The organism is Microbacterium lacticum (genome assembly GCF_006716815.1).
GTDB lineage: Bacteria > Actinomycetota > Actinomycetes > Actinomycetales > Microbacteriaceae > Microbacterium > Microbacterium lacticum.
Genome location: NZ_VFPS01000008.1, coordinates 29,517 through 55,343, shown reverse-complemented (window position 1 = coordinate 55,343; position 25,827 = coordinate 29,517). Strand labels below are relative to the sequence as shown.

23 protein-coding genes and 1 tRNA gene are annotated in these 25,827 nt (G+C 70.7%); 9 read left to right on the top strand and 15 right to left on the bottom strand.

What is annotated here, in order from left to right; all coding sequences use genetic code 11:
• Positions 1 to 102 precede the first annotated feature (102 nt).
• Positions 103 to 441: an SdpI family protein gene (locus FHX68_RS16395; protein WP_141381631.1), complete on the top strand. Its 339-nt coding sequence runs from the start codon at positions 103 to 105 to the stop codon at positions 439 to 441.
• 391 nt (positions 442 to 832) lie between these two features.
• Here the strand turns inward: FHX68_RS16395 and FHX68_RS14745 are convergent, their stop codons facing one another.
• From FHX68_RS14745 to FHX68_RS14735, 4 genes are all read right to left on the bottom strand, one after another.
• Positions 833 to 1,045 carry a hypothetical protein gene (locus FHX68_RS14745; RefSeq protein WP_141381632.1) on the bottom strand — a complete coding sequence of 71 codons (213 nt, stop codon included), beginning with the start codon at positions 1,043 to 1,045 and terminating at the stop codon, positions 833 to 835.
• Positions 1,046 to 1,302: 257 nt separating this feature from the next.
• The gene (locus FHX68_RS14740; protein ID WP_244926870.1) at positions 1,303 to 1,998 is read right to left on the bottom strand and encodes a helix-turn-helix domain-containing protein; all 696 of its coding nucleotides are present in this window, start codon (positions 1,996 to 1,998) and stop codon (positions 1,303 to 1,305) included.
• Positions 1,999 to 2,207: 209 nt separating this feature from the next.
• Positions 2,208 to 2,283, bottom strand: a tRNA-Met gene (locus tag FHX68_RS15380).
• Positions 2,284 to 2,473: 190 nt separating this feature from the next.
• Positions 2,474 to 2,872 (bottom strand): YccF domain-containing protein, encoded by a 399-nt coding sequence (locus FHX68_RS14735; RefSeq protein ID WP_141378807.1) that lies wholly within the window; start codon positions 2,870 to 2,872, stop codon positions 2,474 to 2,476.
• Between the two features lie 220 nt (positions 2,873 to 3,092).
• Between FHX68_RS14735 and FHX68_RS14730 the strand changes: the two genes are divergently transcribed.
• From FHX68_RS14730 to ligD, 3 genes are all read left to right on the top strand, one after another.
• Positions 3,093 to 5,546: an ATP-dependent helicase gene (locus FHX68_RS14730; RefSeq protein ID WP_141378809.1), complete on the top strand. Its 2,454-nt coding sequence runs from the start codon at positions 3,093 to 3,095 to the stop codon at positions 5,544 to 5,546.
• 30 nt (positions 5,547 to 5,576) lie between these two features.
• A complete protein-coding gene (locus FHX68_RS14725) occupies positions 5,577 to 6,830 on the top strand; it encodes an SseB family protein (RefSeq protein ID WP_141378811.1) in 1,254 nt (417 codons plus the stop codon).
• A gap of 93 nt (positions 6,831 to 6,923) precedes the next feature.
• Positions 6,924 to 7,946 (top strand): non-homologous end-joining DNA ligase, encoded by a 1,023-nt coding sequence (gene ligD / locus FHX68_RS14720; protein ID WP_141378813.1) that lies wholly within the window; start codon positions 6,924 to 6,926, stop codon positions 7,944 to 7,946.
• A 6-nt stretch (positions 7,947 to 7,952) separates the two neighbouring features.
• Here ligD and FHX68_RS14715 read toward each other — a convergent pair whose 3' ends face one another.
• The 3 genes from FHX68_RS14715 to FHX68_RS14705 form a co-directional block, all read right to left on the bottom strand.
• Positions 7,953 to 9,176, bottom strand: coding sequence for an AI-2E family transporter (locus FHX68_RS14715; RefSeq protein WP_141378815.1), 1,224 nt, complete (start codon positions 9,174 to 9,176; stop codon positions 7,953 to 7,955).
• Between the two features lie 58 nt (positions 9,177 to 9,234).
• On the bottom strand, positions 9,235 to 10,650 hold the full coding sequence (locus tag FHX68_RS14710) for a threonine/serine exporter family protein (RefSeq protein ID WP_141378817.1): 1,416 nt from the start codon (positions 10,648 to 10,650) through the stop codon (positions 9,235 to 9,237).
• A gap of 200 nt (positions 10,651 to 10,850) precedes the next feature.
• Positions 10,851 to 11,951 carry an ATP-dependent DNA ligase gene (locus tag FHX68_RS14705; protein ID WP_141378819.1) on the bottom strand — a complete coding sequence of 367 codons (1,101 nt, stop codon included), beginning with the start codon at positions 11,949 to 11,951 and terminating at the stop codon, positions 10,851 to 10,853.
• Between the two features lie 157 nt (positions 11,952 to 12,108).
• On the opposite strand from FHX68_RS14705, the gene FHX68_RS14700 reads away from it, so the two are divergent.
• The 3 genes from FHX68_RS14700 (at position 12,109) to FHX68_RS14690 (ending at position 15,311) form a co-directional block, all read left to right on the top strand.
• Positions 12,109 to 13,848, top strand: a complete 1,740-nt coding sequence (locus FHX68_RS14700; protein WP_141378821.1) for an acyl-CoA dehydrogenase family protein — start codon at positions 12,109 to 12,111, stop codon at positions 13,846 to 13,848.
• 114 nt (positions 13,849 to 13,962) lie between these two features.
• Positions 13,963 to 14,712 (top strand): SDR family oxidoreductase, encoded by a 750-nt coding sequence (locus FHX68_RS14695; protein ID WP_141378823.1) that lies wholly within the window; start codon positions 13,963 to 13,965, stop codon positions 14,710 to 14,712.
• A 23-nt stretch (positions 14,713 to 14,735) separates the two neighbouring features.
• Complete coding sequence (locus FHX68_RS14690) at positions 14,736 to 15,311, top strand: TetR/AcrR family transcriptional regulator (protein WP_141378824.1); 576 nt, start codon at positions 14,736 to 14,738, stop codon at positions 15,309 to 15,311.
• Between the two features lie 47 nt (positions 15,312 to 15,358).
• On the opposite strand, the gene FHX68_RS14685 is transcribed toward FHX68_RS14690, so the two are convergent.
• The 3 genes from FHX68_RS14685 to FHX68_RS14675 all read right to left on the bottom strand — a co-directional run bounded on the left by FHX68_RS14685 (position 15,359) and on the right by FHX68_RS14675 (position 18,504).
• Entirely contained in the window at positions 15,359 to 16,561 is a 1,203-nt protein-coding gene (locus tag FHX68_RS14685) for an acyl-CoA dehydrogenase family protein (protein ID WP_141378826.1), read from the bottom strand.
• Positions 16,561 to 17,715, bottom strand: a complete 1,155-nt coding sequence (locus FHX68_RS14680) for a phosphotransferase family protein (RefSeq protein WP_141378828.1) — start codon at positions 17,713 to 17,715, stop codon at positions 16,561 to 16,563. The genes FHX68_RS14685 and FHX68_RS14680 overlap by 1 nt, the downstream gene beginning before the upstream one ends.
• A 111-nt stretch (positions 17,716 to 17,826) precedes the next feature.
• Complete coding sequence (locus tag FHX68_RS14675) at positions 17,827 to 18,504, bottom strand: TetR/AcrR family transcriptional regulator (protein WP_141378830.1); 678 nt, start codon at positions 18,502 to 18,504, stop codon at positions 17,827 to 17,829.
• 302 nt (positions 18,505 to 18,806) lie between these two features.
• On the opposite strand from FHX68_RS14675, the gene sucC reads away from it, so the two are divergent.
• Together sucC and sucD are read left to right on the top strand one after the other, a co-directional pair.
• Positions 18,807 to 19,973 (top strand): ADP-forming succinate--CoA ligase subunit beta, encoded by a 1,167-nt coding sequence (sucC, locus tag FHX68_RS14670; RefSeq protein WP_141378832.1) that lies wholly within the window; start codon positions 18,807 to 18,809, stop codon positions 19,971 to 19,973.
• Positions 19,974 to 20,006: 33 nt separating this feature from the next.
• Entirely contained in the window at positions 20,007 to 20,909 is a 903-nt protein-coding gene (sucD, locus tag FHX68_RS14665; RefSeq protein ID WP_141378834.1) for a succinate--CoA ligase subunit alpha, read from the top strand.
• Between the two features lie 401 nt (positions 20,910 to 21,310).
• On the opposite strand, the gene FHX68_RS14660 is transcribed toward sucD, so the two are convergent.
• From FHX68_RS14660 to FHX68_RS14640, 5 genes are read right to left on the bottom strand one after another with little or no spacing between them, the layout of a single operon-like run.
• Positions 21,311 to 21,898, bottom strand: coding sequence for a hypothetical protein (locus FHX68_RS14660; RefSeq protein WP_141378836.1), 588 nt, complete (start codon positions 21,896 to 21,898; stop codon positions 21,311 to 21,313).
• A complete protein-coding gene (locus FHX68_RS14655) occupies positions 21,895 to 22,539 on the bottom strand; it encodes a hypothetical protein (protein WP_141378838.1) in 645 nt (214 codons plus the stop codon). The genes FHX68_RS14660 and FHX68_RS14655 overlap by 4 nt, the downstream gene beginning before the upstream one ends.
• Positions 22,536 to 23,348, bottom strand: coding sequence for a hypothetical protein (locus FHX68_RS14650; RefSeq protein WP_141378840.1), 813 nt, complete (start codon positions 23,346 to 23,348; stop codon positions 22,536 to 22,538). Before FHX68_RS14650 ends, FHX68_RS14655 begins: the two co-directional genes overlap by 4 nt.
• A 20-nt stretch (positions 23,349 to 23,368) precedes the next feature.
• Entirely contained in the window at positions 23,369 to 24,334 is a 966-nt protein-coding gene (locus tag FHX68_RS14645; protein ID WP_141378842.1) for a hypothetical protein, read from the bottom strand.
• Positions 24,331 to 25,788 carry an NCS2 family permease gene (locus tag FHX68_RS14640; protein ID WP_141378844.1) on the bottom strand — a complete coding sequence of 486 codons (1,458 nt, stop codon included), beginning with the start codon at positions 25,786 to 25,788 and terminating at the stop codon, positions 24,331 to 24,333. The genes FHX68_RS14645 and FHX68_RS14640 overlap by 4 nt, the downstream gene beginning before the upstream one ends.
• Positions 25,789 to 25,827 lie beyond the last annotated feature (39 nt).

Here is a 25,827-nt window from a genome sequence, read left to right as displayed (position 1 = left end):
CCACCGGAAGTCCGAAGAGCCGCATAACCGAACCGAAACCGTGTCCACGATCAAGGGTCAAGGCCCTTGCAACCAAGGTGACCACATTGGCTAACTGGACTCATGGTCTTCTCCGGTATAGCACTGCTCATTGGGGCAGTAGTGGTATCTGTCATCGCTGAAACCACGGCGCGAGGTCGAGTGTCGGTGAATGGTGGCGCGGGGATCAGGATCCCGTCTGTGATGGTCTCCGAAGAGTCGTGGCAAGGCGGCCACCGCGCCGCCCGTCCATATCTTCATGCGACCGCAGGTGCGCTTGGCCTGGCGGCTCTGTGCGCAATCTTCGCCCCGACGACACCGGCGAACATTGCCCTCCTCGGCGGGATGGCCATTGGGATTGCGTCGCTAGCAGCCGGAACAGTAGCGGCCCACCGAGCTGCGAAGAAAATCAACAACGCCTGAGCAACCCCGGGCCTGGCAGCTAGGTGGCGCACCCTCATCATCCGCGTGACCACGATGAGATGTTCTTCACCAGATCAAGGCGACCGCTTCGCGGTCGCGGGGCTGGACGGACGCGGCTGCGCGTGCGGCCTTCGGCCGTTCTCGCCGCGTCCGCCCAGCCCTCGCCGGAACTGATTCCTGACTGTGAAGCACCTCTCACACTGACGGCGGCCATTCAGGGGCTGCCGCAGGGCGTGAACGCCCTTTGCCCACGACTATCGGGCACGCCAAATAGTCCCACCGTCGTCAGTGACGGCCCGTCGACTTCGGCGATCAGCAATGGGAACGCTACGGACAAGGCCGCACGCAAACACCACGCTGCTATCTGCCTCGTCGCAACCCTCCAGCGGGTTTACGCGCTGGAGCCGTGATCTGAGGACTCTTCGTTCTTGGCCTTGCGTACTTCATAGGCATAGCGAAAGATCCACGCCGCAGATGCGAGGAACGCAAGGACCACAGCGATGTACGAGTACCACTCCGGCCCCACTCCCTTAGCGAGTGAGAAGATGCCGACGCTCAAAAAAGCGGCCGCCCCGACCAGATTCCACTTTCCGTAGCGCTCCATAGTGAGCGATGCTACGTCAATCGAAGCGGCCAGTCGATTCGTCAATGTGTCTCTAGCAACGGGCGTACCGGCTACGGTGCCCGCGCGAAGTCTCCCGAGGTACGTTCAGCCCACCGTGCCGCCCGCCGCTCGTTCAGCCACTCCATAAGCTTCACCTGCGAGGTATCCAGACCGCCGCGGTCAAGGGGTCTGTCGGAAAGTTTGTGTGTGAGGGGTTCGGCGTGATCGGTTCGGCTTCGGTCGGGCGGGAAGATGAATCACGTCGTGAGCACTGAATTGAAGACAACAACTGAGCAATCCGAGACCGTCGATCTGCGAACCGGGGAGGTCCTTCCTGCGCCGCCGAATATCACCGCGGTCGCCTGGTCCCATTCGCGGTCCCGCACAAAGCTGTCGCGCAGCGCCTTCCGGAACTCGGATGCCTGCCAGCCGGGAGTCGCGAAGAGATCGGCATATGTCTGAGCCAGACTCGAGTATCCGTTCCAGGTTTTTGCGGCACGCTTGTCCATCGACAGTACGCGGACCTCCTTCCCGGCGGGCAGGTCGGTGAGGTTCACGGATGCTGGAAGATACACGATGTGTTCGCTGAAGTCCGCGACGGCTCGGCCGTTCAGGATCGCGTTCGCCGCGTCGGGACCGCCGAGCGCGTAAGGGCCCAGCTTGGAGTCGAGAACCGGACCGATGCCCTCGCGGGTGGTCCACGTGAGGGTGTCGCGCTCGAGGTTGCGCCACGCGCACAGCATGGTCAGCAGTTTGTCGATGCTGACGACGGCGAGTCCGCCGCGGCTGTACCGATCGACGGTCCCGTTGCTCTCGAGGCGCTCGAGAGCGAGATAGGCGGTCGTGCTCGGGACGCCGGCCTCGTACGCGAGATCGGCCACGTTGCGCCAGGTCCGCTGTCCGTCGAGTGCACGATCGGCAAGAGCGCGCCACACCAACTCGTTGCCCTTCATCGCTCTTCTCGACTCTCAGGTGATCCAGCAATCACAGTTACCGGATTACATGTAACCACGATTACAGGAAAACCGGAAGGCCACTCGACTGGCGGGATATGGAGCGACGTGCTCGAGACATGTCCACCTCGTGTCCAGGTGGCAATCAGCGAAGAGGAGCAGAGCGGCCGCGATCCCTTGAAAGCACAAGGATCGCGGCCGTTCGCGCATGGACGCGACGGCGGGAGTCGAACCCGCAACGCGACCGGGTATGAGCCGGTGCCCGGGACCGCCCGGATCGCCGCGATGTCCTTCGACGCTAAGCGAGGCTGCGCTCCCGCGCAAGTGCTGTGACGGTTCCTTGCCTCGTGTGTCGCCGCGTGACGACGGGGCATCCATCTGCGACATCTGCGCGAGAAACCACTCGCTGCGTGAGAAACCACGCGTGCCGTGGTTTCTCGCGGCGGAAGTGGTTTCTCGGGGGAGGGCGGCGCGTTCAGAGCGCGCGGTCGAACTCGCTCTGACGGGTCGAGACGATGTCCTTGCCGAGCGGCATGAGCGAGATCGGGATCATCTTGAAGTCGGCGATCGCCATCGGGATGCCGATGATCGTGATGCACAGCGCGATGCCGCTCGCGAGGTGCCCGAGCGCGAGCCACCACCCGGCGAAGATCACCCAGATGACGTTGCCGAGGAACGAGCCGACCCCCGCCGTCGGTTTCGAGACGATCGTGCGGCCGAACGGCCAGATGACGTAGCCCGCGGTGCGGAACGAGGCGATCGCCCACGGGATCGTGATGATCGGGATGCACAGCAGCACGCCCGCCGCGACGTACCCGAGGAACAGCCAGAACCCCGCGAACACGATCCAGATGATGTTGAGCAGCGTCCTCATCCCCCCATTCTCCCGCCACCCCTCCTGCCCCGCGAACCGCCACGCTTCGTGCGAGCCGCCACGATCCGGACCGCACAGAGCGTGGCGGCTCGCACAGAGCGTGGCGGCTCGGCGTCGGGGGGCATGCCCGGCGTCGGGGGGCATGCTCGGCGTCGGGGCGCATGCCCGGCGGCACAGGCGAGGCGGGGATGTCGAGGGGGCGACCTAGACTTGAGAGGCCATGCCTGACCCCATCAAACCCGTCATCGTCGGCGTGCCCGGCCCCTCCGGATCGCGCCCCGACGACGACCTCCTCGCCGGTCTCAACGAACCCCAGCGCGAGGCCGTCACCTATCGCGGCCCGGCGCTGCTCATCGTCGCGGGCGCCGGCTCGGGCAAGACCAGCGTCCTCACCCGCCGCATCGCGTCGCTGCTGCGCTCGCGCGAGGCGTGGCCGAGCCAGATCCTCGCGATCACCTTCACCAACAAGGCCGCGGGAGAGATGCGCGAGCGCGTGCGCGGCCTCATCGGCGACACCGCGCAGGGCATGTGGATCTCCACCTTCCACTCCGCGTGCGTACGCATCCTCCGCCGCGAGGCCGACCAGTTCGGCTTCACCAAGAACTTCACCATCTACGACTCCGGCGACTCGCGGGCCCTCATCAAGCGACTCGTCAAGGAGCACGAGGCCGACGCGTTCGGCTTCACCCCGGCATCCGTTCAGGGACGCATCTCGAAGCTCAAGAACGAGCTGGCCGACGCCGAGTCGTTCGCTCGCACGGCGAACCTGAGCGACCCCGCCGAGCGCGTCTTCGCGGAGGTGTTCGCCGACTATCAGCGTGCGCTGCAGCGCGCGAACGCGTTCGACTTCGACGATCTCATCGGTCAGACCGTCTACCTGTTCCGCGCGTTCCCGCACGTCGCCGACGTGTATCGCCGGCGCTTCCGGCACATCCTCGTCGACGAGTACCAGGACACCAACCACGCCCAGTACGCCCTGATCCACGAGCTGACCCGCCCCCCGGGATCGGACGGGCAGGCGCACGACTCCGGCATGATGATCTTCGACGCGCCGAGCGGTGGCGCCGGCGGCGAGGAAGCCGCCTCGCTCACCGTGGTCGGCGACTCCGACCAGTCGATCTACGCCTTCCGCGGCGCCGACATCCGCAACATCACCGAGTTCGAGCGCGACTATCCGGGTGCGAAGGTCGTGCTGCTCGAGCAGAACTACCGGTCGACGCAGACGATCCTGGATGCCGCGAACGCGGTTATCGGCAACAACTTCGATCGCAAGGACAAGAAGCTCTGGACCGACGTCGGCCCGGGCAGCGCGATCATCGGCTTCACCGGCTACTCGCAGCACGACGAGGCGCAGTTCGTCGCCGACGAGGTCGAGGCCCTGCACCGCGCCGGCACCGCCTACAGCGAGATGGCGGTCTTCTACCGCACCAATTCGCAGTCGCGTGCGCTGGAAGAGATCTTCATCCGCTCGGCGGTGCCCTACAAGATCATGGGCGGCACCAAGTTCTACGAGCGGGCGGAGATCAAGGATGCCATGGCGTACCTCATCGCCGTCGCGAACCCCGCCGACGAACTGAGCGTCCGCCGCATCCTCAACCGCCCGCGCCGCGGGATCGGCGACGTGACCGAGACCTCCATCGCCCGCTACGCGGCCGAGGAGGGCATCACCTTCCGCGACGCGCTGGCGAACGCGTCGGCGCTCGGGGTCGGGCCGAAGATCCAGCAGGCCATCGCCCACCTCGACGCGGTGCTGGCCGAGGCGACCGAGGTCATGCTGCCCGCCTCGGGCGAGGTCGCCCCGCCGACGTCCGTGACCGAGGGCCTCAACGTGCTGCTCAACAAGTCGGGATACCTCGACGCGCTCCGCCGCTCGAAAGACCCGCAGGACGAGGCGCGCGTCGAGAACCTCGACGAGCTCGTCGCCGTCACGCGCGAGTTCGCGCGCAACAACCCCGAAGGGACGCTGCTCGACTTCTTGACCGAGGTGGCGCTGGTGTCGGATGCCGACGATCTCGACGACTCGTCGGGATCGGTCTCGCTCATGACGATGCACACCGCGAAGGGCCTCGAGTTCGACGCCGTGTTCGTCACCGGCGTCGAAGAAGACCTGATCCCGCACCGGATCTCCGCGAACGAGCCGGGCGGCCCGCAGGAGGAGCGGCGGCTGTTCTACGTCGCCCTGACCCGCGCGCGCAAGAAGCTGCACGTCTCGCTCGCGATGACCCGTGCGCAGTTCGGCGAGGTGTCTGCGGCCCTCCCGAGCCGCTTCCTGCAGGAGATCCCGCACGAGCTGATCGACTGGCGGCAGTCGCCGGGAGACGTGAACTCGCGCGGCGGAACGCAGTCGCGGGCGCTGAACGGCCGGCCCGGGAGCGGTGCGGGGCGCGGCGGTTTCGGCGGGGGATCGCGTTACGGCGACGACCTCGTGCCGCTGCCGCGGCGCGAGAAGCCCGCCGGCGACATCACGAAGTTCGCCAACCGCATCCCCGCGAAGGTGCGCGACAATGGCGACCTCGAGCTCGCGCCGGGCGACCGCATCCGGCACGACGACTTCGGTGAGGGCCGCGTCGACATGATCACCGGCGAGGGCGCCAAGCGTGTCGCGCACGTGCGGTTCGATTCGGCCGGTCCGAAGAAGCTCCTCATCAAGATCGCGCCGATCGCGAAGCTCTGACGGCTCTGCCGCCCGGCTACGCTCGAAGGCATGGCATTGTTCTCGCGTCGCGACAAGGGCGACCGGTCCACCCCCGCATCCGGCGCTCCCGCTTCCGGCGCTCCGGCCTCCGCTGATTCCGAGGCGGCGCCCGGCCGCGACGACGACGGACGCGTGGATGCCGAGGCATCCGCCGCGGCGCCCGTGTCGGCCGCTTCCGTTCCCGGTTCGCCGGTCGACGCCGATGCGGCGTTCGCCGACGCGGCCCTCGCCGAGGTCGACGCGGAGACCGCCGACGCCCCCGAGACGCCCGCGGAGCCGGTGCCGCACGTCGGCATCTCGGTGAACACGTTCGGGCGCGGCGCCGATACCGCCCGCCCGCTGGACGAGGTCGTCCGCGAGGCCTCCGCCACGAACGCGTCCGCGTCCGCCGCGACAACCGGGGCCCCGACACCCGCTCCCGCGCCCGCCCGCCCGCGCCCCGCCGCAACGGCGCCCGCGCCGAGCGAGACGATCCCGGGCCTCGTCGACAACGCGCTGCTGCAGGCGGCGCTGGCAGCCCTCCCCGAGTCGCCGCAGGCCGCGCACATCATGAACGTCATGCGCCAGGCGCTGCAGGGTCAGCTCTACCTCCGCGCGCAGGGCGACGCGCAGGCGCTGATCGCCGCCGGCCAGGGGCTGAACCTCGCCGTCACGACCCACGAGGACAAGCGCTACCTGCTGGTGTTCAGCAGCGGCGAGGCCATGCGGCAGAGCGTCGCCGCCGAAGCGGCCGCCGCCACGGCCGACAGCGCGACCTCGGTCGTCGGTCAGGCCGCGCACAACGTGTTCCGCACGGCGATCGACTCGGGCTACGACGGCGTCTACCTCGACCACGCCAACACCGGAGCGCGGCTGGTGCTGCCGATCGAGCTCGTGAAGAAGTCGCTCGAAGACGGCGCCCCGGTGCCGTTCGAGCTGAAGGCGCTGCTGTCGGGCGAGCGCACCGAGGAGACCCCCGCGGCGATCGCCGAGGTCCTCACCCGCGTGCCCGTGTGGGTCGCGGGCGGCACTGACCCATCGGGCGCGATCGGCCTCGCCGAGGCGCGCACCGAGGCGGGGGAGCGTCGCCTCGAGGTCTACAGCCACCCGCTCGAGGTGATCGCGATGGGCCGCGGCGACAGCCCGCTGCCGCTCACGACGGCGCAGCTGGCCACGACCCTGGCATCCGAGCCGGCGCTCACCGGCATCGTGCTCGACCCCGCCGGCCCGTGGATCGAGCTCGACCGCGACGACCTCGCCGCCGTGCTCGCCTTCGCCGACTGAGCCGCGCCGCCGCGCCGTCTCGCCACCGCGCCGCCGCGCCGTCTCGGCGCGAGGGGGCTGTCGCCCCGCGCGCCCCGCGCCTAGGGTCGACCCATGGCATCCGAGCGCGTCACCCTCACCGTTCCGGGCCCGGACGGCGACCGCGAGGTGTCGCTGTCGAGCCCCGACCGGGTGATCTGGCCGGCGGTCGGCATCACCAAGCGCGAGCTCGCCGAGTACGTGATCGCCGTCGCCGAGCCGTTCCTGCGCGCGAACGGGCATCGGCCCGTCTCCCTCGAGCGGTTCCCCGACGGCGTCGCCGGCGAGAGCTTCTTCTCCAAGAACCCGCCGCGCGGCGCACCCGACTACGTGCACGAGGTGATGTGCACGTACAACAGCGGCCGGAAGCACCCCCAGGTCGTGCTCGACGAGGCCGCCGCGATCGTCTGGGCGGTGCAGATGAACACGGTCGTCTTCCACCCCTGGGCCTCGCTCGCCGCCGACACCGACGACCCGGTTGAGCTGCGCATCGACCTCGACCCGCAGCCGGGCACCGATTTCGCGGACGCCGCGGCGGTCGCCCCGGCGCTGCGCGAGGTGCTGCGCGAAGCGGGACTGGATGCCTGGCTGAAGACGAGCGGCAATCGAGGCATCCACGTGTTCTGCCCGATCGAACCGACCCACGAGTTCCTCGACGTGCGGCACGCGGTGATCGCGGCGGGCCGTGAGCTGGAACGCCGGATGCCGGACAAGGTCACGATGAACTGGTGGAAGGAGGAGCGCGGCGAACGCATCTTCGTCGACTTCAACCAGGCCAACCGCGACCGCACGATGGCGGGCGCCTACAGCCCGCGCGCGCTGCCGACGGCGACCGTCGCGACCCCGATCACGTGGGAGGAGCTCGCCGCGGGCGTCGATCCGGGAGCGTTCACCGTGCGCACCGTACCGCAGCGGCTCGCGGACCTCGGCGACCCGTGGCGTGACCTGCAGAAGACGCCGGGCCGCATCGATACGCTGCTGGAGTGGTGGCAGCGCGACCTCGACGCGGGCCTCGGCGAGATGCCGTTCCCGCCGGAGTTCCCCAAGATGCCCGGCGAGCCGCCGCGCGTGCAGCCGAGCCGCGCCAAGAAGGACTGACCGCGGTCAGCTGCCGCTTCCACCGGCCTTCAGCGACGCCGGCTCCCGGTCCTCGATCATCGCCTGCTCGTCGGCGCGATGCTTCGGGCGCGCCCAGCGGGCGGGCGTGTTCGGCCCGTCCCACACCTGCACGATGCCCCACGCGACCGCGGTGAGCGGCACGGCGAGCACGGCGCCGACGATGCCGCCGAGGTACGTGCCCGCCGTCAGCACGATGAGCACGACGAAGGGATGCAGCTTCATCGAGCGCCCCATCAGCACCGGCTGCAGGAAGTTGCCCTCCAGCTGGTTGACGAGCACCACGACGCCGACGACGAGGAGCGCGACGACCCAGCCGTTCGTGACGAGCGCCACGAGCGCGGCGAGCGTGCCCGCGAGGGTCGCCCCGACGAACGGGATGAACGCGAGGAGGAAGGTCAGCACCGCGAGCGGGAAGGCGAGCGGCACCTGCAGGATCAGCAGACCGATGAGGATGCCGATGGCGTCGACCGCGGCGACGGCGGCGATGCCGCGCACGTACGAGCCGAGCGTCGTCACCGCCTTGTCGCCCACCCGCATCGCGCGCTCGTAGCTCTTGCCCTCGAACGGCCGCAGGAGGAACTCCCACATCTGCGGGCCGTCCTTCAGGAAGAAGAAGAGGATGACCACCATCAGGATGAACCCGGTGATGAAGCTCGCCACCGCGCTCACCCCGGCGATCGCGCCCGAGCCGAACTGCGCGCTCGTGACGAAGTCGCCGAGCGCCGAGAGCCACTCGTCGATCTGCGCCTGATCGATGCTGATCGGCAGCGTCGACACCCACGACATGAGGTCCTGGAACCCGGCCTGCGCCTGCGCATACAGGTCGTCCCACTGGTTGCGCACCGCGTTGACGATGAGCCAGCCCACCGCCGCCAGCGGCAGCACGATCGTCAGCAGGGTGAGGAGCGTCGCGGCGAGCGACGGCACGCCCTTGCGCCGCAGCCACCGCATGACCGGTGCGAACGCGGATGCCAGGATCAGCGCGAGCAGCAGCGGGATGACGATGACGGTCAGCTGGCCGATCCCGGCCATCACCGCGCCGATGAGGAGGACCGCGAGGAGGATCTGCAGGGCGCGGATCGCGAACGTGCCGAGCCCGTCGGCCCAGAGGCTCCAGGGCTTGCCGGTCGCGGCGGCGCTCACGCGCAGCGGCGAGCCGTTGTCGGACACGCGGACGGAAGCGGGGGCGGAGGCGCGGAACAGTCCCATGCCTCGACCGTAGGGGACGCGGGCCCGTGGCCGCGAAGCCTTGACAGGCGCGCCGCGATCAGGGCCGCGACCACTCACGCTCGGTGAGCACGCGCGCGACCGTCAGCCCGATCGCGAGGGCTACCACGACGAACACCGCCGTGAAGCCGTTCTGGATCGCCGAGAGGGTGTCGCCCGCGATGACGCCGGTGATCGCCCGGTAGGCGGCGGCCCCCGGCACCATGATGAGCACCGCCGGCACCGTGATGGTCACGCGCGCCGCGCGGAGCCGATCGCCGACGAGGAACGCGCCGAAGCCGACCGCGAGGGCCGCGATCGCCGCGGCGAGCGGAGCGGTGGTCCCGGCATCCACCATCGCCAGCCTGCCCACGTTCGCGATCGTCCCGAGCGTCGCCGCCGTGAGCGCGATCGCGGGCGGAGTGTCGAACAGCACCGCGAAGCCCAGCACGCCGACGAACCCCGCCACGAGCCGCACGATCGAGAGCACCGGCTCGTCGAACAGCGGAGTGGCGGTCTGGGTGACGGTCGCGTGGAAGAGCGACCCGATGCCCCACACCGCGGTGCCGGTCGCGAGCAGCACGAGCGTCGCGTAGACGACACGGGAGATTCCGGCGTCCAGGTCGAGGCGGGCGAGATCGAGCGCCCCGGTGACGAGCGGGAAGCCCGGCACGAGGTAGAGCACGGCGCTCGTCAGCGCGGCGTCGTGCTGCCCGCCCGGGAGACCGACGGCGGCGAGGAGCGCCGCGACGCCGAGGTAGACGAGCAGCGCCGTCATCGCGGAGAGGAAGACGACGAGGAACTCGTTCGTGCGCAGCCGCCCGATGCGCAGCCGCACGAACTGGCCCGCGCCGGCCGCGATGCCGACGGCGACGAACTCCTGCCAGCCGCCGTTGTTGAGCAGCGCGAACGCCGCGCACGCGAGCGCCGCGCCGAGCACTCGCACGATCTCGGGATAGCGGCGTGGGGTCGCCTCGATCGCGTCGAGCCGACGCTGCAGTTCGGCGGCGGGTGTGCCGGGGTGCAGCTCGCCCGTCAGGCGCTTGAGAGCGGTGAGCCGGTCGGCGTCGACGGCCGGGCGGCGGATCTCGGCGACCCGCGTGCGGAACATCTGCCCGCGGCTCGTGGTGGCGACGATGTCGGTCATGCCGACCCGCGTGTGCAGCTTCTCGATGCCGACCGCGTGGGCGGCGCGCTCCATGCTGTCGCGCACGCGCGCCGACGAGCCGCCCGCGCCGAGCATGAGCGCGCCGAGGCGCATGACCGCATCGGTGCGGGCGATGAACTGCACCGGCTCGAGTCGCAGCTCCTGGGTCAGCGTCCACTCGACGTCCGACGGCCGATCGGCGTCGATGCTGGCGTCGGTGTCGTCGCGGGGCGCCGGGACGGCGTCGCGCCCGTGCAGGCGCGCGTCGGGCCGGTCCGGGCGCGCGCCGGGCCGGTCGCTGTCGGCGGGCGGGTCGACGGGCTCGGACATGTCTCGATCCTGGCACCGGGTCGGTACGACGCGCACCCCGCGCGGCCGTGCTTTGTCACGGCCGGGCGCGCGCTCCGCCGCCGCCGCGCAGGGCTAGCGTCAGACCCAGAAAGAACGGGCATCACCCGCTTTCGCACCTCGGGCCCGCATGGCCGGCCGCCGGAGTCCGGCGCCGATGCGGGCTCGTTGTGCGTGCGGCGTCAGTCGAGCACGTCGGCGAGGTCGTATGCGGGTACGGTCTCGAGCTGCGCGAAGGTGCATGATCGCGGGTCGCGGTCGGGCCGCCACCGCTCGAACTGCACGGTGTGCCGAAAGCGGCTGCCCTCGAGCTGGTCGTAGCGCACCTCGAGCACCCGCTCGGGTCGCAGCCGCACGAAGCTCGTGTCCTTCCCCGCCGCCGTGAACCGGGAGCGCTCGCCGTCGCCGTGCACGGCCGCGCCCGACGCATCCGTCTCGACGAGCGGAGCGAGCTCGTCGACGAGCGCGAGGCGGCGTGCGTCGCTGAACGCGGAGACCCCGCCGACCTGGTGCAGCCGTCCGTCGTCGCCGTACAGCCCGACGAGCAGCGAGCCGACGCCGGCGCCGCTCTTGTGCACGCGGTAGCCGAGGGCGACGACGTCGGCCGTGCGATGGTGCTTGATCTTCAGCATGGTGCGCCTGCCCGGGGCGTACGGCTCCGCCAGCGGCTTGGCGACGACGCCGTCGAGCCCCGCGCCCTCGAACAGCGCGAGCCAGCGGGCGGCGAGGGCCGGGTCGGTCGTCGTGCGCGTGAGGTGCAGCGAGGCGGCGGCGCCGGGGGAGGGGCGGATGCCTCGCATCAGCTCCTCGAGTTCGCGGCGGCGCACCGCGAACGGTTCCGGCACGAGGTCGCGCTCGCCGCGGGCGAGCAGGTCGAAGGCGACGAACTGCGCCGGGTCGGTGCGGCTGAGCTGCTGCACTCGCGATTCGGCGGGGTGGATGCGCTGCGACAGCGCCTCCCACGAGAGGCGAGCCGGGGCGGCGCCGTCGTCGGTACCGTTGTCCGCTGTGCCGTTCGTCGCCGACCGGGCGAGGACGATCTCGCCGTCGAGCAGGCAGGGCTCCGGCAGGAGCGCCGCGAGCGCCTCGACGAGCTCGGGGAAGTAGCGCGTCAGCGGCTTCGCGCCCCGCGAGCCGATGATCACGTCGCTGCCGTCCCACGACACGAGCGCACGGAACCCGTCCCACTTCGGCTCGAACGAGAGCCCGCCGGGCGTCTTCGCGGGGTCGGGGATCGCGGGCACGGCCTTGGCCAGCATCGGTGCGGGGATCGCGTATGCCATGCGCTCCATCCTGGCCCGCGCTCCTTGTCTGGGCGAGGGGGTGAGCGCCGCGACGGGCGATCGCAGCATCGGCCGCGACGTGACACTGGGTTTCATCTACACTGGGCTTTAGTCTCATCTCGGGCAATCGCCCGGCCGTCTCAGCGAGGATCCCGCCATGGCCACCGACTACCAGCCGCCCGTCGCCGACTACGCCTTCCTCTATCGCGAGGCGTTCGGCACCGACATCGTCGCGCGCGCGACCGGCGGCGAGCTCACCGCTGACGACGGAGCCGACATCATCGCGGGAGCGGGCGAGTTCGCGGCATCCGTCCTCGCGCCCCTCGAGCAGGTCGGCGACCGCGAGGGTGCGCGCCTCGTCGACGGCCAGGTGCATCTGCCCGACGGATTCGCCGAGGCGTACGCCGCCTTCGTCGAGGCCGGCTGGGTCACTGCCGAGGCGCCCGCCTCCGCCGGCGGCGACGGGCTGCCCGGTTCGATCCGCGCGGGCCTCGGCGAGATCTGGAACGCCTCGAACGCGGCGTTCGCGCTGTGCTGGCTGCTGAGCGCGGGACAGATCCACGCCCTGGATGCCGCGGCGTCGGACGAACTGCGCGAGATCTACCTCGCCAAGCTCGTCTCGGGCGAGTGGACCGGCACGATGAACCTCACCGAGCCGGCCGCCGGCACCGACCTCGGCGCGATCCGCACGACCGCGACGCCCCGCGACGACGGGTCGTGGTCGATCAAGGGCCAGAAGATCTTCATCACGTGGGGCGACCACGACGTGGCCGAGAACATCGTGCACCTCGTGCTCGCGCGCACGCCCGGCGCCCCCGAGGGCGCCAAGGGACTGTCGCTGTTCGTCGCGCCGAAGTACCTCGTCAATGCCGACGGCTCGCTCGGCGACCGCAACGGCGTCGAGACCGTCGCGATCGAGCACAAGCTGGGCATCCACGGGTCGCCGACGTGCGTGCTCTCCTACGAGGACGCCACGGGCTACCTCGTCGGCGAGGTCGGCGGCGGGCTTGCCGGCATGTTCGTGATGATGAACTCCGCGCGCATCGGGATGGGCTTCCAGGCGACCGGCATCGCCGACCGCGCCCTCCAGCAGGCCGAGGCATATGCCGCTGACCGCATGCAGGGCCGCGTGCTCGAGCGCGGCGGCGACGCGCCGATCGCGGAGCACCCCGATGTGCGCCGTCTGCTGCTCTCGATCCGCAGCGACGTGTTCGCGATGCGCGCACTCGGGGTGTATGTCGGCGACCTGTTCGACCGCGCCGAGGCATCCGAGGACGCCGCCGACCTCGCGTTCGCCGAGTTCTTCGTGCCGATCCTCAAGGGCTGGGCCACCGAAGACGCCGTCGCGCTGACGAGCGACGCGATCCAGGTGCACGGCGGCATGGGCTTCATCGAGGAGACCGGCGCCGCGCAGCACTACCGCGACGCGCGCATCATGACGATCTACGAAGGCACGACGGCGATCCAGTCGAACGACCTCATCGGCCGCAAGGTGATCCGCAACGAGGGCGCCACCGCCGAGACGCTGTTCGCCCAGATCGACGAGACCGTCGCCGCGCTCCGCGGAGTCGGGGCGGGTGGGGCGGGCGAGGTCGCGGCGCGCACCGCCGACCGGCTCGAGCGTGCCGTGGCATCCGCCCGCCGGGCGACCGCCGACGTCGTCGGCTTCGGGTCGTCGCCGCGCGACGCGCACGCCGTCAGCGTGCCGTACCTGATGCTGCTCGGGGTGCTCGCCGGCGGCTGGATGCACGCGCTCGCCGTCGTCGCCGTCGCCGCGCACGAGGTCCCCGCCGCCGAGGACGCCGCGCGCCTCACCCTCGCCGACTTCTACGGTGCGCACCACCTGCCCCGCGTGCACGCCCTCGCCGAGACGGTCGCCTCCGGCGAGACCGCCTGACCCGCCGACATCCGCCGTGCGCGGCGTGCGCGCCGCCCGCCGGCCGCCGCGCGAGCGTCGCGTGCTACAGTCGGGCATACCGACTGGACGGTATGACGCTCGAGGAGGAACATAATGGCGGATGCCGGGGCACGGTTCGCGGACACGGTGACGATCGTCACGGGCTCGAGCCGCGGAATCGGACTCGCGATCGCCGCGCGTCTGGTCGCCGAGGGCGGCCGCGTCGTCCTCACGGGTCGCCGCCGCGAGCCGCTCGAGGCCGCCGCCGCGCAGCTTGGACCCGCCGCCACGGCGGTCGCGGGCGCGGCGGATGACCCGGTGCATCGCGCCGAGGTGTTCGCGCACGTCGCCCGGACGCACGGCCGGCTTGACCACCTCGTCAACAACACGGGCATCAACCCGGTGTACGGACCGCTCGCGAGCGTCGACGTCGCGGCGGCGCGGAAGATCCTCGAGGTCAACGTCGTCGCGGCGCTGGAGTGGTCGCGCGACGCCGTCGCGGCGGGACTCACCCGCTCGATCGTCAACATCGCCTCGGTCGCCGGGGTCGGCGCGAGCCCCGGCATCGGCATGTACGGCGTCTCGAAGGCGGCGCTCATCAACCTCACGGCGCAGCTCGCGTTCGAGCTCGCGCCGGGCATCCGGGTCAACGCCGTCGCTCCCGCCGTCATCAAGACCGCCTTCGCCCGCGCGCTCTACGAGGGCCACGAGGCCGAGGTGTCGGCCGCGTATCCGCTCGCGCGTCTCGGCGAGCCCGACGACGTCGCGGGTCCGGTCGCCTTCCTCCTGTCCGCCGACGCCGCGTGGGTGACCGGTCAGACCCTGGCGATCGACGGTGGCGCCGGCATCCGTCCGCTGATGTGACGCGTCCGCGCGAAGATGGACGTATGAGAGATTCGCGGGTCGCCGACGACCTCCGGCGCGCCGCCGTCGAGCTGTTCGCCGAGCAGGGCTACGCGACGACGAGCGTGCAGCAGATCGTGGATGCCGCGGGCGTCACGAAGGGCGCCATGTACCACTACTTCGCCTCGAAGGACGACCTGCTCTTCGGCATCTACGACTCGCTCCTGACCCTGCAGAAGGCGCACCTCGACGACATCGTCGCCCGCGGCGGCGATGTGGACGAGATCCTGCGCGCCGCCTGCATCGACGTCGTCAAGACCTCGATCGACCAGCTCCGCGAGGGGGCGGTCTTCTTCCAGAGTCAGCACCTGCTCACCCCCGAACGGGGGCGGGAGGTCGTGCGCCGTCGCCGCGAGTACCACGACGCGTTCGCGGCGCTCCTCGAGCGGGGGCAGCGGGAGGGGCGGTACCGCACCGACGTCCCGCTCGCCGTGCTCGTCGCGCACTTCTTCAGCGACGTGCACTACCTCTCGCACTGGTACTCGTCCGACGGCCCCGAGAGCAAGGGTCTCGTCGCCGCGCAGCTCACCGAGCTGTACCTCGCGAGCCTGCGCGCCTGAACGGCGGGCGGGCCGGGGGCGGGCGCGGCCGGGCGTGCCGGGCGCGGTCACCCCTTCAGCTGTGCGCGGCCCAGGCTGCTCAGGTGCACTTCGTCGGGTCCGTCGGCGAGGCGCAGCGAGCGGAGGCCGGCGTACATCTCGGCCAGCGGGGTGTCGCTCGACACGCCCGCACCGCCGTGCACCTGGATCGCGCGGTCGAGGATCTGCTGTACGGCGCGCGGCACGGCGATCTTGATCGCCTGGATCTCGGTCATCGCCTTCCGGTTGCCGACGGTGTCCATGAGCCATGCGGTCTTGAGCACGAGCAGGCGCAGCGACTCGAGCGTGATGCGGGCCTCGGCGATCCACTCGCGGATGACGCCCTGGTCGGCGAGCGGGCGCCCGAACGCGTGCCGGTCGCCCGCCCGCTCGATCATCAGGGCGAGCGCGCGCTCGCCAGTGCCGAGCGCCCGCATGCAGTGGTGGATGCGCCCCGGGCCGAGCCGCGCCTGCGCGATCGCGAACCCGTCGCCCTCGCCGCAGATGAGGTTCGCGGCGGGCACGCGCACGTCGTCGAACACGATCTCGGCGTGGCCGCCGTGGTCGCGATCGTCGTAGCCGAACACGGTGAGCGGGCGCACGATCCGCACGCCCGGGGTGTCCCGCGGCACGAGGATCATCGACTGCTGGCGGTGCCGGTCGGCATCCGGGTCGGTCTTGCCCATCACGATGAAGATCTTCGCGTCGGGGTTCATCGCGCCGGTCGACCACCACTTGCGGCCGGAGACGACGTAGTCGCGACCGTCGCGACCGATCCGCGTCGCGATGTTCGTCGCGTCGGACGAGGCGACGTCGGGCTCGGTCATGCAGAAGGCAGAACGGATCTCGGCATCCAGCAGCGGGCGCAGCCAGGCATCCTTCTGCTCCGGCGTGCCGAAGTCGTTCAGCACCTCCATGTTGCCGGTGTCGGGGGCCGCGCAGTTGAACGCCGGGGGAGCGAGGCGGGTCGACCAGCCGGTGACCTCGGCGACGGGGGCGTACTGCAGGTTCGTGAGGCCCGCGCCGTGCGCACCGGGGAGGAACAGGTTCCACAGGCCCTCCGCTCGCGCCTCGCGCTGCAGGTCGCGCACGATGGGGCGCACCGTCCATTCCTCCGGAGACTGCGCGAGCTGCGCGTCGAGCACGGGCTCGGCGGGGAGCACGCGCTCCTCGACGAAGCGGCGCGCCTTCGCGATCAGTGCGGTCGTCTGCTCATCGAACGAGAAGTCCATCAGCGTGCCTCCAGTCCTCGGCGGGCGAGCGGCTCGACGAGCCCGCCCATGCGATCGAAGCCCGCGCCGACGGTGTCGCCGGCGCGGAAGCGGTAGTGGATGCCCTCGAGGATGACGGCGAGCTTGTACGCGGCGAACGCGCGATACCAGTCGAGGGTCGGTACGGCGATGCCCGCGCGCGCGGCGTACGCGTCGACCAGTTCGTCGAGGTCGGGGTAGCCGGCGGCGGGGTCGACGGCGCTCGGGACGGCGGCCGCGAGGACCGGGTTGGCGGCGCCGTCAGCGTCTCCGTCGTCGCCCGCGAGGTCGCCGACGGTCCAGTAGAGCGCGAACATGCCGAGGTCGACGAGCGGGTCGCCGAGCGTCGCCATCTCCCAGTCGAGGATCGCCGAGACGTGCGCGTCGTCGCGCCCGCCGACCACGAGCGCGTTGTCGAGACGGTAGTCGCCGTGCACGATCGCCGGGCGGCCGGATGCCGGCACGTCGCCCTCGAGCGATGCCTGCAGCGCGTCGAGGGTGGGCGTCTCGCGCGAGCGTGACGCGTCGAGCTGCCGCCGCCACGTGCGCAGTTGCCGTTCGAGGTACCCGTCGGGTCGCCCGAAGTCGCCGAGGCCGACGGAGTCGGGATCGACCGCGTGCAGATCGGCGAGGTGCGCGGCGAGCGAGATCCCCAGCCGGTGCAGCGCCGCGGGGGTGAAGCCGGCGTTGTCGGCGGGTCGGGCCAGCACACGCCCGGGCGCGCGCTCCATGACGAAGAACGGGGTGCCGGTGACCTCGCGGGTGTCGGTGTCATCGACGATGTCGACGGCGACCGGCACGGGCACCGCGGAGCCGCCGAGCGCCGAGATGACGCGATGCTCGCGGCGCATGTCGTGGGCGCTGGAGAGCACGTGCCCGAGCGGCGGCCGGCGCAGGATGAGGGGTCGCCGCGTCCCCTCGATCCGGTAGGTGAGGTTGCTGCGTCCACCCTCGATCACGGCCGCCGTAATCCCGCTGCCGTCTGCCCGTCGGGTGGCGGCGGCGTCGGGTTCGGGGTCGGCGTTGGCGTCGGGCTCGGGCTCGGGCTCCGGCGCCGGCGCGGGCGAGAGTTCGGGGTGTACGCGGTCGATCCACGCGGCGAGCCCCGCGACGTCGAGCCCTGGAACGTCGGTCATCGTCGACCCCTCCCGCGACACGTCATGCGCCGCTGGTACGAGCATACCGAATGGTCGGTATGTCGCCAAGCCGCCGATCCCGCCCGGCATCGCCCCGCCGCGGCGTGGTGGCTACAGCGCGTCGCGGAGGCGGCGGGCGACCTCGGCGGTCGGCATGCGCCGGGGGAACGTCGCGACGACGACGTCGTCGCCTCGGGTGTCCTCGCCGTCGGGGTGCACGCCGAAGCGGTGCATCAGGCGGTCATAGGCATCCGTCAACACCGACTCGGGGATGTCGTCGGTGCCGCGCAGCAGCCGCCGCAACACGTGGTTGTGCACGGCGGTGACCGCGGCCGAGAAGGCGACCGCGTCGATCGGGTCGAGCCCGGGCAGCGCTTGGCGCAGGTAGTCGTCGAACAGGCGCTCGTACTGGAATACGGTCACGATCTCGCGCTCGCGCAGCGCCGGCACCTGCCGCACGACGGCGTAGCGGCGGCGGGCGAGCTCGGGGTCGGCCGCGAAGTGGCGGAACACCTCGACGGATGCCGCCGCCGCGGCCGCCCACGGATTCTCGCGCGGGTCGCGCCGCGCGGCCTCGAGGAAGGTGCGCAGCTGCGCGAGGAGCACGTCGTGGTCGCTGAAGACGACGTCGTCCTTGCCGCCGAACTGGCGGAAGAAGGTCGAGCGCGAGACGCCCGCCGCCTGCGCGATCTGCTCGACCGATGTCGCCTCGAACCCCTGGGCGACGAACAGGTCGAGCGCGGCCGAGACGACGGCGTTGCGGGCGGTGGTGGGGGCGACGTCAGTCATGCGCCGAGCCTAGTCGCCGTCCGGCCGCCGGTCGTCGGGCCGGTGGGGCGGGTGTGCACTCCGGATGCCCCCGAGACGACACCAGCACCACCGGTCCGACGGTTGAGGACCCGCACCGGGACCCACGCCAAGACCCACGCCGGGACCAGACCCACGCCGGGGCCAGACCGGCGCCGCGCCGGGCCGGTCCCGGGCACTCAGGCGCACGTATTAGGCTGGGGGATTGGTCGATCTCTCGACATCGAGACATCTTCGGCATCGGACACCCCGAAAAACCACAGACGCCCAGCGGAGGATTGCGCGTGGATCTCTACGAATACCAGGCACGTGACCTGTTCGAGAAGTACGAGGTGCCGGTACTCGCCGGCATCATCGCCGACACCCCTGAGGAGGCGAAGGCGGCGGCCGAGAAGCTCGGCGGTGTCGTCGTCGTCAAGGCCCAGGTCAAGACCGGCGGTCGCGGCAAGGCCGGCGGCGTGAAGGTCGCGAAGACCCCCGACGAGGCCTACGAGGCCGCGAAGGCGATCCTCGGGCTCGACATCAAGGGCCACGTCGTCAAGCGCGTGATGGTCGCCGCGGGCGCCCAGATCGAGAAGGAGTTCTACTTCTCGGTGCTGCTCGACCGGTCGAACCGCTCCTACCTGTCGCTCGCGAGCGTCGAGGGCGGCATGGAGATCGAGGAGCTCGCGGTCGAGCGCCCCGACGCCCTCGCCAAGGTCGAGGTGAACCCGCTCACCGGCATCGACGAGGCGAAGGCCCTCGAGATCGCCAAGGCCGGCGGCTTCGACGACGAGCTCGCGCCCAAGGTCGCCGATGTCTTCGTCAAGCTCTACAACGTCTACACCGGCGAGGGTGCGACCCTCGTCGAGGTGAATCCGCTGATCCAGGATGCCTCGGGCGCGATCATCGCCCTCGACGGCAAGGTCACCCTCGATGACAACGCCACCGAGGTGCGCCACCCCGAGCACGAGGAGCTCGAGGACAAGGACGCCGCCGACCCGCTCGAGGCGAAGGCGAAGGCCTCCGGCCTCAACTACGTCAAGCTCGACGGCCAGGTCGGCATCATCGGCAACGGCGCGGGCCTGGTCATGTCGACCCTCGACGTCGTCGCCTACGCCGGCGAGAACCACGGCGGCGTGAAGCCCGCGAACTTCCTCGACATCGGCGGCGGCGCCTCGGCCACGGTCATGGCCGCGGGCCTCGACGTCATCCTCGGCGACGAGCAGGTCAAGAGCGTGTTCGTCAACGTCTTCGGCGGCATCACCTCGTGCGTCGCGGTCGCGGAGGGCATCGTCAAGGCTCTCGAGATCCTCGGAGACACCGCCACGAAGCCCCTCGTCGTGCGCCTCGACGGCAACCAGGTCGAGGAGGGCCGCGCGATCCTCGCCGCGGCGAACAACCCCCTCGTCACCCTCGCCGACACGATGGACGCCGGCGCCGACAAGGCCGCCGAGCTGGCGAACGCCTGACCTGCGGCATCCGGATTTCAAGGAACTAGGACTATGTCGATCTATCTCAACAAGGACTCCAAGGTCATCGTCCAGGGCATCACCGGCGGCGAGGGCACCAAGCACACGGCGCTGATGCTGAAGGCGGGCACGAACGTCGTCGGCGGCGTCAACGCGCGCAAGGCGGGCACCACCGTCTCGCACACCGACAAGGACGGCAACGCCGTCGATCTCCCCGTCTTCGCGTCGGTCGCCGAGGCGATCGAGGCGACGGGCGCCGACGTGTCGATCGCCTTCGTGCCGCCCGCGTTCACGAAGGACGCGATGATCGAGGCCATCGACACGGACATTCCGCTCCTCGTCGTCATCACCGAGGGCGTGCCCGTCGGTGACACGGCGGAGGCGTGGGCGTACGCGAAGTCGAAGGGCAACAAGACCCGCATCATCGGCCCGAACTGCCCCGGCATCATCACCCCCGGCGAGGCGCTCGTGGGCATCACGCCCGCGAACATCACCGGCAAGGGCCCGATCGGTCTCGTCTCGAAGTCGGGCACGCTGACCTACCAGATGATGTTCGAGCTGCGCGACCTGGGCTTCTCGACCGCGATCGGCATCGGCGGCGACCCGATCATCGGCACGACGCACATCGACGCGCTCGAGGCGTTCGAGGCCGACCCCGACACGAAGGCGATCGTCATGATCGGCGAGATCGGCGGCGACGCCGAGGAGCGCGCGGCCGAGTACATCAAGGCGCACGTGACGAAGCCCGTCGTCGGCTACGTCGCCGGCTTCACCGCCCCCGAGGGCAAGACGATGGGCCACGCCGGTGCGATCGTCTCGGGCTCTGCGGGCACCGCGCAGGCCAAGAAGGAGGCCCTCGAGGCCGCCGGTGTCAAGGTCGGAAAGACCCCGTCCGAGACCGCCGCCCTCATGCGCGAGGTCATCGAAGCGCTGTAACGCACGCGCGGCGACGCGAACGGAAGACGAAGGGGTGGATGCCACGGCATCCACCCCTTCGTCGTGTGTGCGAAGACGCTCAGACGGGTATCGGACCGCCCCGGCCGACCGGGCCGCCCTCCGGCTGCGGCGGGCGGGTGAGCGCGTCGACGAGCTGCGAGTCGATGTCGCGGTGAACGCCTGCGCGACGGCGGCGGCCTGCTCGCGCAGCGCCGAGACCTCTTCCACGAGGCTCCGCCGGTTGTCGTCCCAGCCCCCGGCGAAATCCTCGACGGCACGCGAGAGCTCGTGCACCGGGATGACGGCGGCGAGCGACGAGGAGTCCGCGGCGGCGTCTTCGAGCGTGCGCGTGATCCGCTGCATGTCGTTCGCGACCTGCTGCACCTGTTCGGTGTCGAGCTTCAGTCCGTCGGCCATATCGAGCTCCTTCCCTCGTCGCCCGGGACGAGGTCGATCGCCCGGGCCAGATCGTCGTAGAGCGGACGCAGCCGCAGGAATCGCGGCAGATCGCTGTCGCCCACGATCATGATGATGTCGCGGTCGGGCATCCGCCACACCCAGTGCGCGACGGCGCTCACCGTCCCCGACGTCGCATCCGCCACGTGTCGCAGCGTCAGCGTGCCGTCACCGAGCGCCGCACTGTGGAACGGCTCGGTCACCGCAGGCCGCACCGCCCGCACGTCGCGAGCGCCCTGCAGCTCGGCGTCGTCGACGTCGAGGTGCGGCCACTCGTAGAAGCTCGCGATCGCCGTCTCGACGTGCGGTTGGGTGAGGTAGGCGTAGCGGTGCTCGCCCGTGTCGATGGAGCGGGAGAGCCCCTCCGCGTATGCGCGGATGAGCTCGCGCTGGTCGGTGTCGTAGTCGTGCAGGTCGTCGAGAGCGGCCAGCAAGGCGGCACTCCACTCCTCGACGCGCGTGTACCCCTGCCAGGGGAAGCGAGCGGGGATGTACATCCACCGTGCCGGATCGGCAGCGACGCGGAGGGTCATCGTGTCGCCTCCTCGCGTGTCGGCGCCGGGGCGGTCGCGCTCGGTGCACCGCCGGAGGGCGGCCAGTCGAGGGCGTCGAGCATCGTCTCGACGAGCACCGTCAGGGCATCCGCGACGGGGGCGAACTCCGCGACCGGCTGCCCGGAGATCGACGCGAAGGCGATCAGCATCCCGGCGCCATCCGGCAGAGGCCAGGCGTACTCGATCGTGCGCAGGAGCGCGAGCGACTCGGGGTCCGCGTCCGCGACGGGCAGGTCCGTGACGGCCCGCCACGCGGGGCCGGCGTCGGTGAGGCGCTGCTCGCCGCCGGCGGGCCGTGCCGCCGGCGCGAAGCTCAGCGAGATCGCCGTGGACACGGGCACCTGCCACGGCACCCCGAGCGGGAGGATGACGCGGAAGCAGCCCGCGTCGCGCGCGTCATCGAGCACCGAGACGAGCCACTCCTCGAGACGATGGATGAACGGCCCGATGCTGTCGCGAGGACCGGTGCGCCACGCCTCGCGGAACACCTCACGTGCGGTGTCGTCGTTGTCCGCGCCCACCGGGATCGCCGCCCAGCCGGGCGGCACGCCCACCGGGATCGCCGCCCAGCCGGGCGGCACGATGACGCGGGGCAGGGGGCCGGTCGCCGCCGCGCTCACGAGCCGACCCGCCACGTGCTGGCGTCCTGCACGCTCTCGTTGTACCAGTCGGACATGAGGTTCACGACCTGCCCGACGCCCTTGGAGGCGATCGCTCCCACGCCGAGAGTCGCCACCGCGAGCACGTCGAGGCCGAAGTCCACCCAGGAGATCTCTCCGGAGGCCGCCAGCAGCAGCCCGAGACCGGCGGTCAGCAGCCCCGCGGCGAGTGCGAACGGCGCGAGCACGGGGAAGACGAAGCTCAGCACCGACAGGGCCGTCGTGATCACCTGCAGCACCTGCCGGATGGCTTTCAGAATCTCCGCGTTCTCCTGCACCCACCCCGTGATGTTGTCGAGGATCGAGTCGTTGAGCCCGTCTCCGTCCATCGCGGTCCGCAGTCGCGACGCCGCATCGCGGCCTGACTGGCGCAGCGTTTCGATGATCGCGGCGAAGCGGGTCTCGGCGCCCGAGACGGTCGTGCGGTAGGTGTTCGCGCGCGAGTGCAGGCGGATGAGCTGCTCGTTGAGCTCGATCATCTCGGTCGGGTCGGTCGTCATGAGGCGCTGCTGCTCGTACTGACGGATGCGGCTCGACGCGTACGCGAGCTGCGCCGACGCCTCACTGTTCTCGGTGACGATCGGCGCCACCTGCTGCTGCGCGGTCTCGAGGTCGCCGGCGAAGCCGGTGAGAGCGTCCGAGGCGACGCGGTAGCGGTTCTCGAGTGTCTCGAGCTTGCCGGCGACGGTGTCGGCGTTCTCGGCGAGGACGTCGAGCGCTTCGCTCTCATGATTGCGCGTCTCGGCGATCGCGGTGCGCAGGCCCGACACGGCGTCGAGGATCGACGATGCTAGACGCGGTCGCCGCGCGCGCACGATGGGGAGAACTCCCCATCCGCCACCCCGCGCCGCGGGGAAGGCTCAGATCGTGCCGATGCGGATGCCGGCGGCCACCGCGTCGAGGTCGGCTTCGACCGCGGCGAACCGTTCCGGTTCGAGATCGAAGGCGCACATGAGCACGGAGCGCCGGCCATCGTCCCAATGCCACGTCGCCGTGATGCGAGGGCCGTGCGCGCTCTCCACGGCGCGGACCGTGCGGACGGCGGTTGCGGGAACGACGTGGAGCGCGGCGGTGCGGCATCCTCACCGTCGACCGAGCGCATGAGCGCGCGGGTGAGGCCCATCTCGTTCGTGGCGGTGTCGAAGACATCGACGACGACGCGGCGCGGGTCGCCGTCCTCGCGCGTGAGCCGCTGGCGATTGCGCTTCCAGCCCTCGCCCGCGGTGATCCGCAGCGCGGGGACGGCGGCGCGCTCGGACGCCTCACCCGCGTGGGGTGACTTCCTGCCTGGCCCCTCGTCACGGCGCGCCGGGCGGAACGCGCGGACGGCCTCTGACCCCGCATCCCAGACTCCGCGCGAGAGGACCACGAAGAGCGCGAGGAGCCAGGGCACGACGGCGGCGAGGACGACGGCGAGGTACGGTGCCCCGAACGTGACGGCCGCGCCGAGAGTTGTGACGGCGCCGAACATCGAGACGATGCCGAGATCCCAGCGGGCGGAGAAGATCGAGTCCATGAACTGACCGCGGTAGCGCCAGGTCGCGATGCTGAGCGCGAGCGCGCCCAGCGTGGGGACCCACAGCAGCCAGAACGGCGGCGCGAACACCGGGTACCCGGGGCCCGTGCCGAAGATGCCCTCGTCGTCGCCGGGCGGGATCGTGCCCTGCGCGAAGCCGATGCCCGCGACGATCCCGACGGGGATCACGAGGATCGCCACGAGAAGGATCACGATCCAGCCGAACGCGCCGCCGGTCACCCGCCGAGCGCCATCTCGATCGGTCCGCGGGCGAAGAAGATCACGAACCCGGCGGCGACGATCCACAGCAGCGGGCTGATGGTCTTCGCGCGGCCGGAGAACGCGTGCAGCAGCACCCAGCTGACGAAGCCCGCGCCGATGCCGTTCGCGATCGAGTAGGTCATGGGCATGACGGTGATCGTGAGGAACACCGGCATGAGCACGCGGAAGTCGGTGAGGTCGATGTTCTTGATCTGCGCCATCATCATCGCTCCGACGATCACTAGCGCCGCCGCGGCGACCTCGGTCGGCACGATCGAGGTGAGCGGGGTGAAGAACATCGCGAGGAGGAACACGAGACCCGTGACGACGTTCGCGAGGCCCGTGCGCGCACCCTCGCCGATGCCGGCGCCCGACTCGATGAACACCGTGTTCGACGACGACGAGGTCGCGCCACCGGCGATCGCGCCGACACCCTCGACGATCAGCGCGGACTTGATGCGCGGGAAGTCGCCCTTCTCGTCGGCGAGCCCCGCCTCCTTGGCGAGACCGGTCATCGTGCCCATCGCGTCGAAGAAGTTCGAGAACACGAGCGTGAAGACGAGCATGATCAGTGTGACGAAGCCGACCTTCGCGACGTCGAAGGAGAAGTCGACCGCGCCGACGAGGCTGAGGTCGGGCACGCTCACCGGCGATCCGGTGAGCGCCGGGATCGTGAGTCCCCACCCGCCCGGGTGGTCGACGGCCGAGCCGAGGTGCCAGATCGCCTCGGCGATCACGGCGAGCACGGTGCCGACGATCAGGCCGATGAGCATCCCGCCCTTGACCTTCAGCGCGACGAGCACCGAGGTGAGGATCAGCGTGATGACGAACAGCAGGGTGGGCACGGATGCCACGGAGCCGCCGATGCCGAGGCCGACGGGCGGCGAGTTCGAGCCCGTCGCGGTGACGAATCCGGAGTTGATGAACCCGATGAACGCGATGAACAGGCCGATGCCGACGGTGATCGCGAGCTTCAGCTGCACGGGCACGGCGTCGAAGATCATCTTCCGCAGTCCGGTGGCCGCCAGCAGCACGATGATCACACCGTTGATGACGACGAGGGCCATGGCCTCGGGCCAGGTGACCTCGTGGATGACGCTGAATGCCAGGAACGCGTTGATGCCGAGACCCGCCGCGAACGCGAACGGCAGGCGCGTGACGAGCCCGAACAGGATCGTCATGACACCGGCGGTCAGGGCGGTCACCGCGCCGACGGCGCCGAACGCGAGGGTGTTGCCGGCGACGTCCTCCTTGCCCGATAGGATGATCGGGTTCAGCACCACGATGTAGGCCATCGCCACGAAGGTGACGAGGCCGCCGCGCACCTCGGTGCCCACGGTCGAGCCGCGCCTCGTGATCTCGAAGAAGCGGTCGAGGGCGCCCACCGGCGCCGGTTCGGTGGTGCGGGTCGCCTGCGGGCGCGATTCAGACATGATTCCTCCAGCGAAAACGCTAGTGGATGCCGGGGCGCT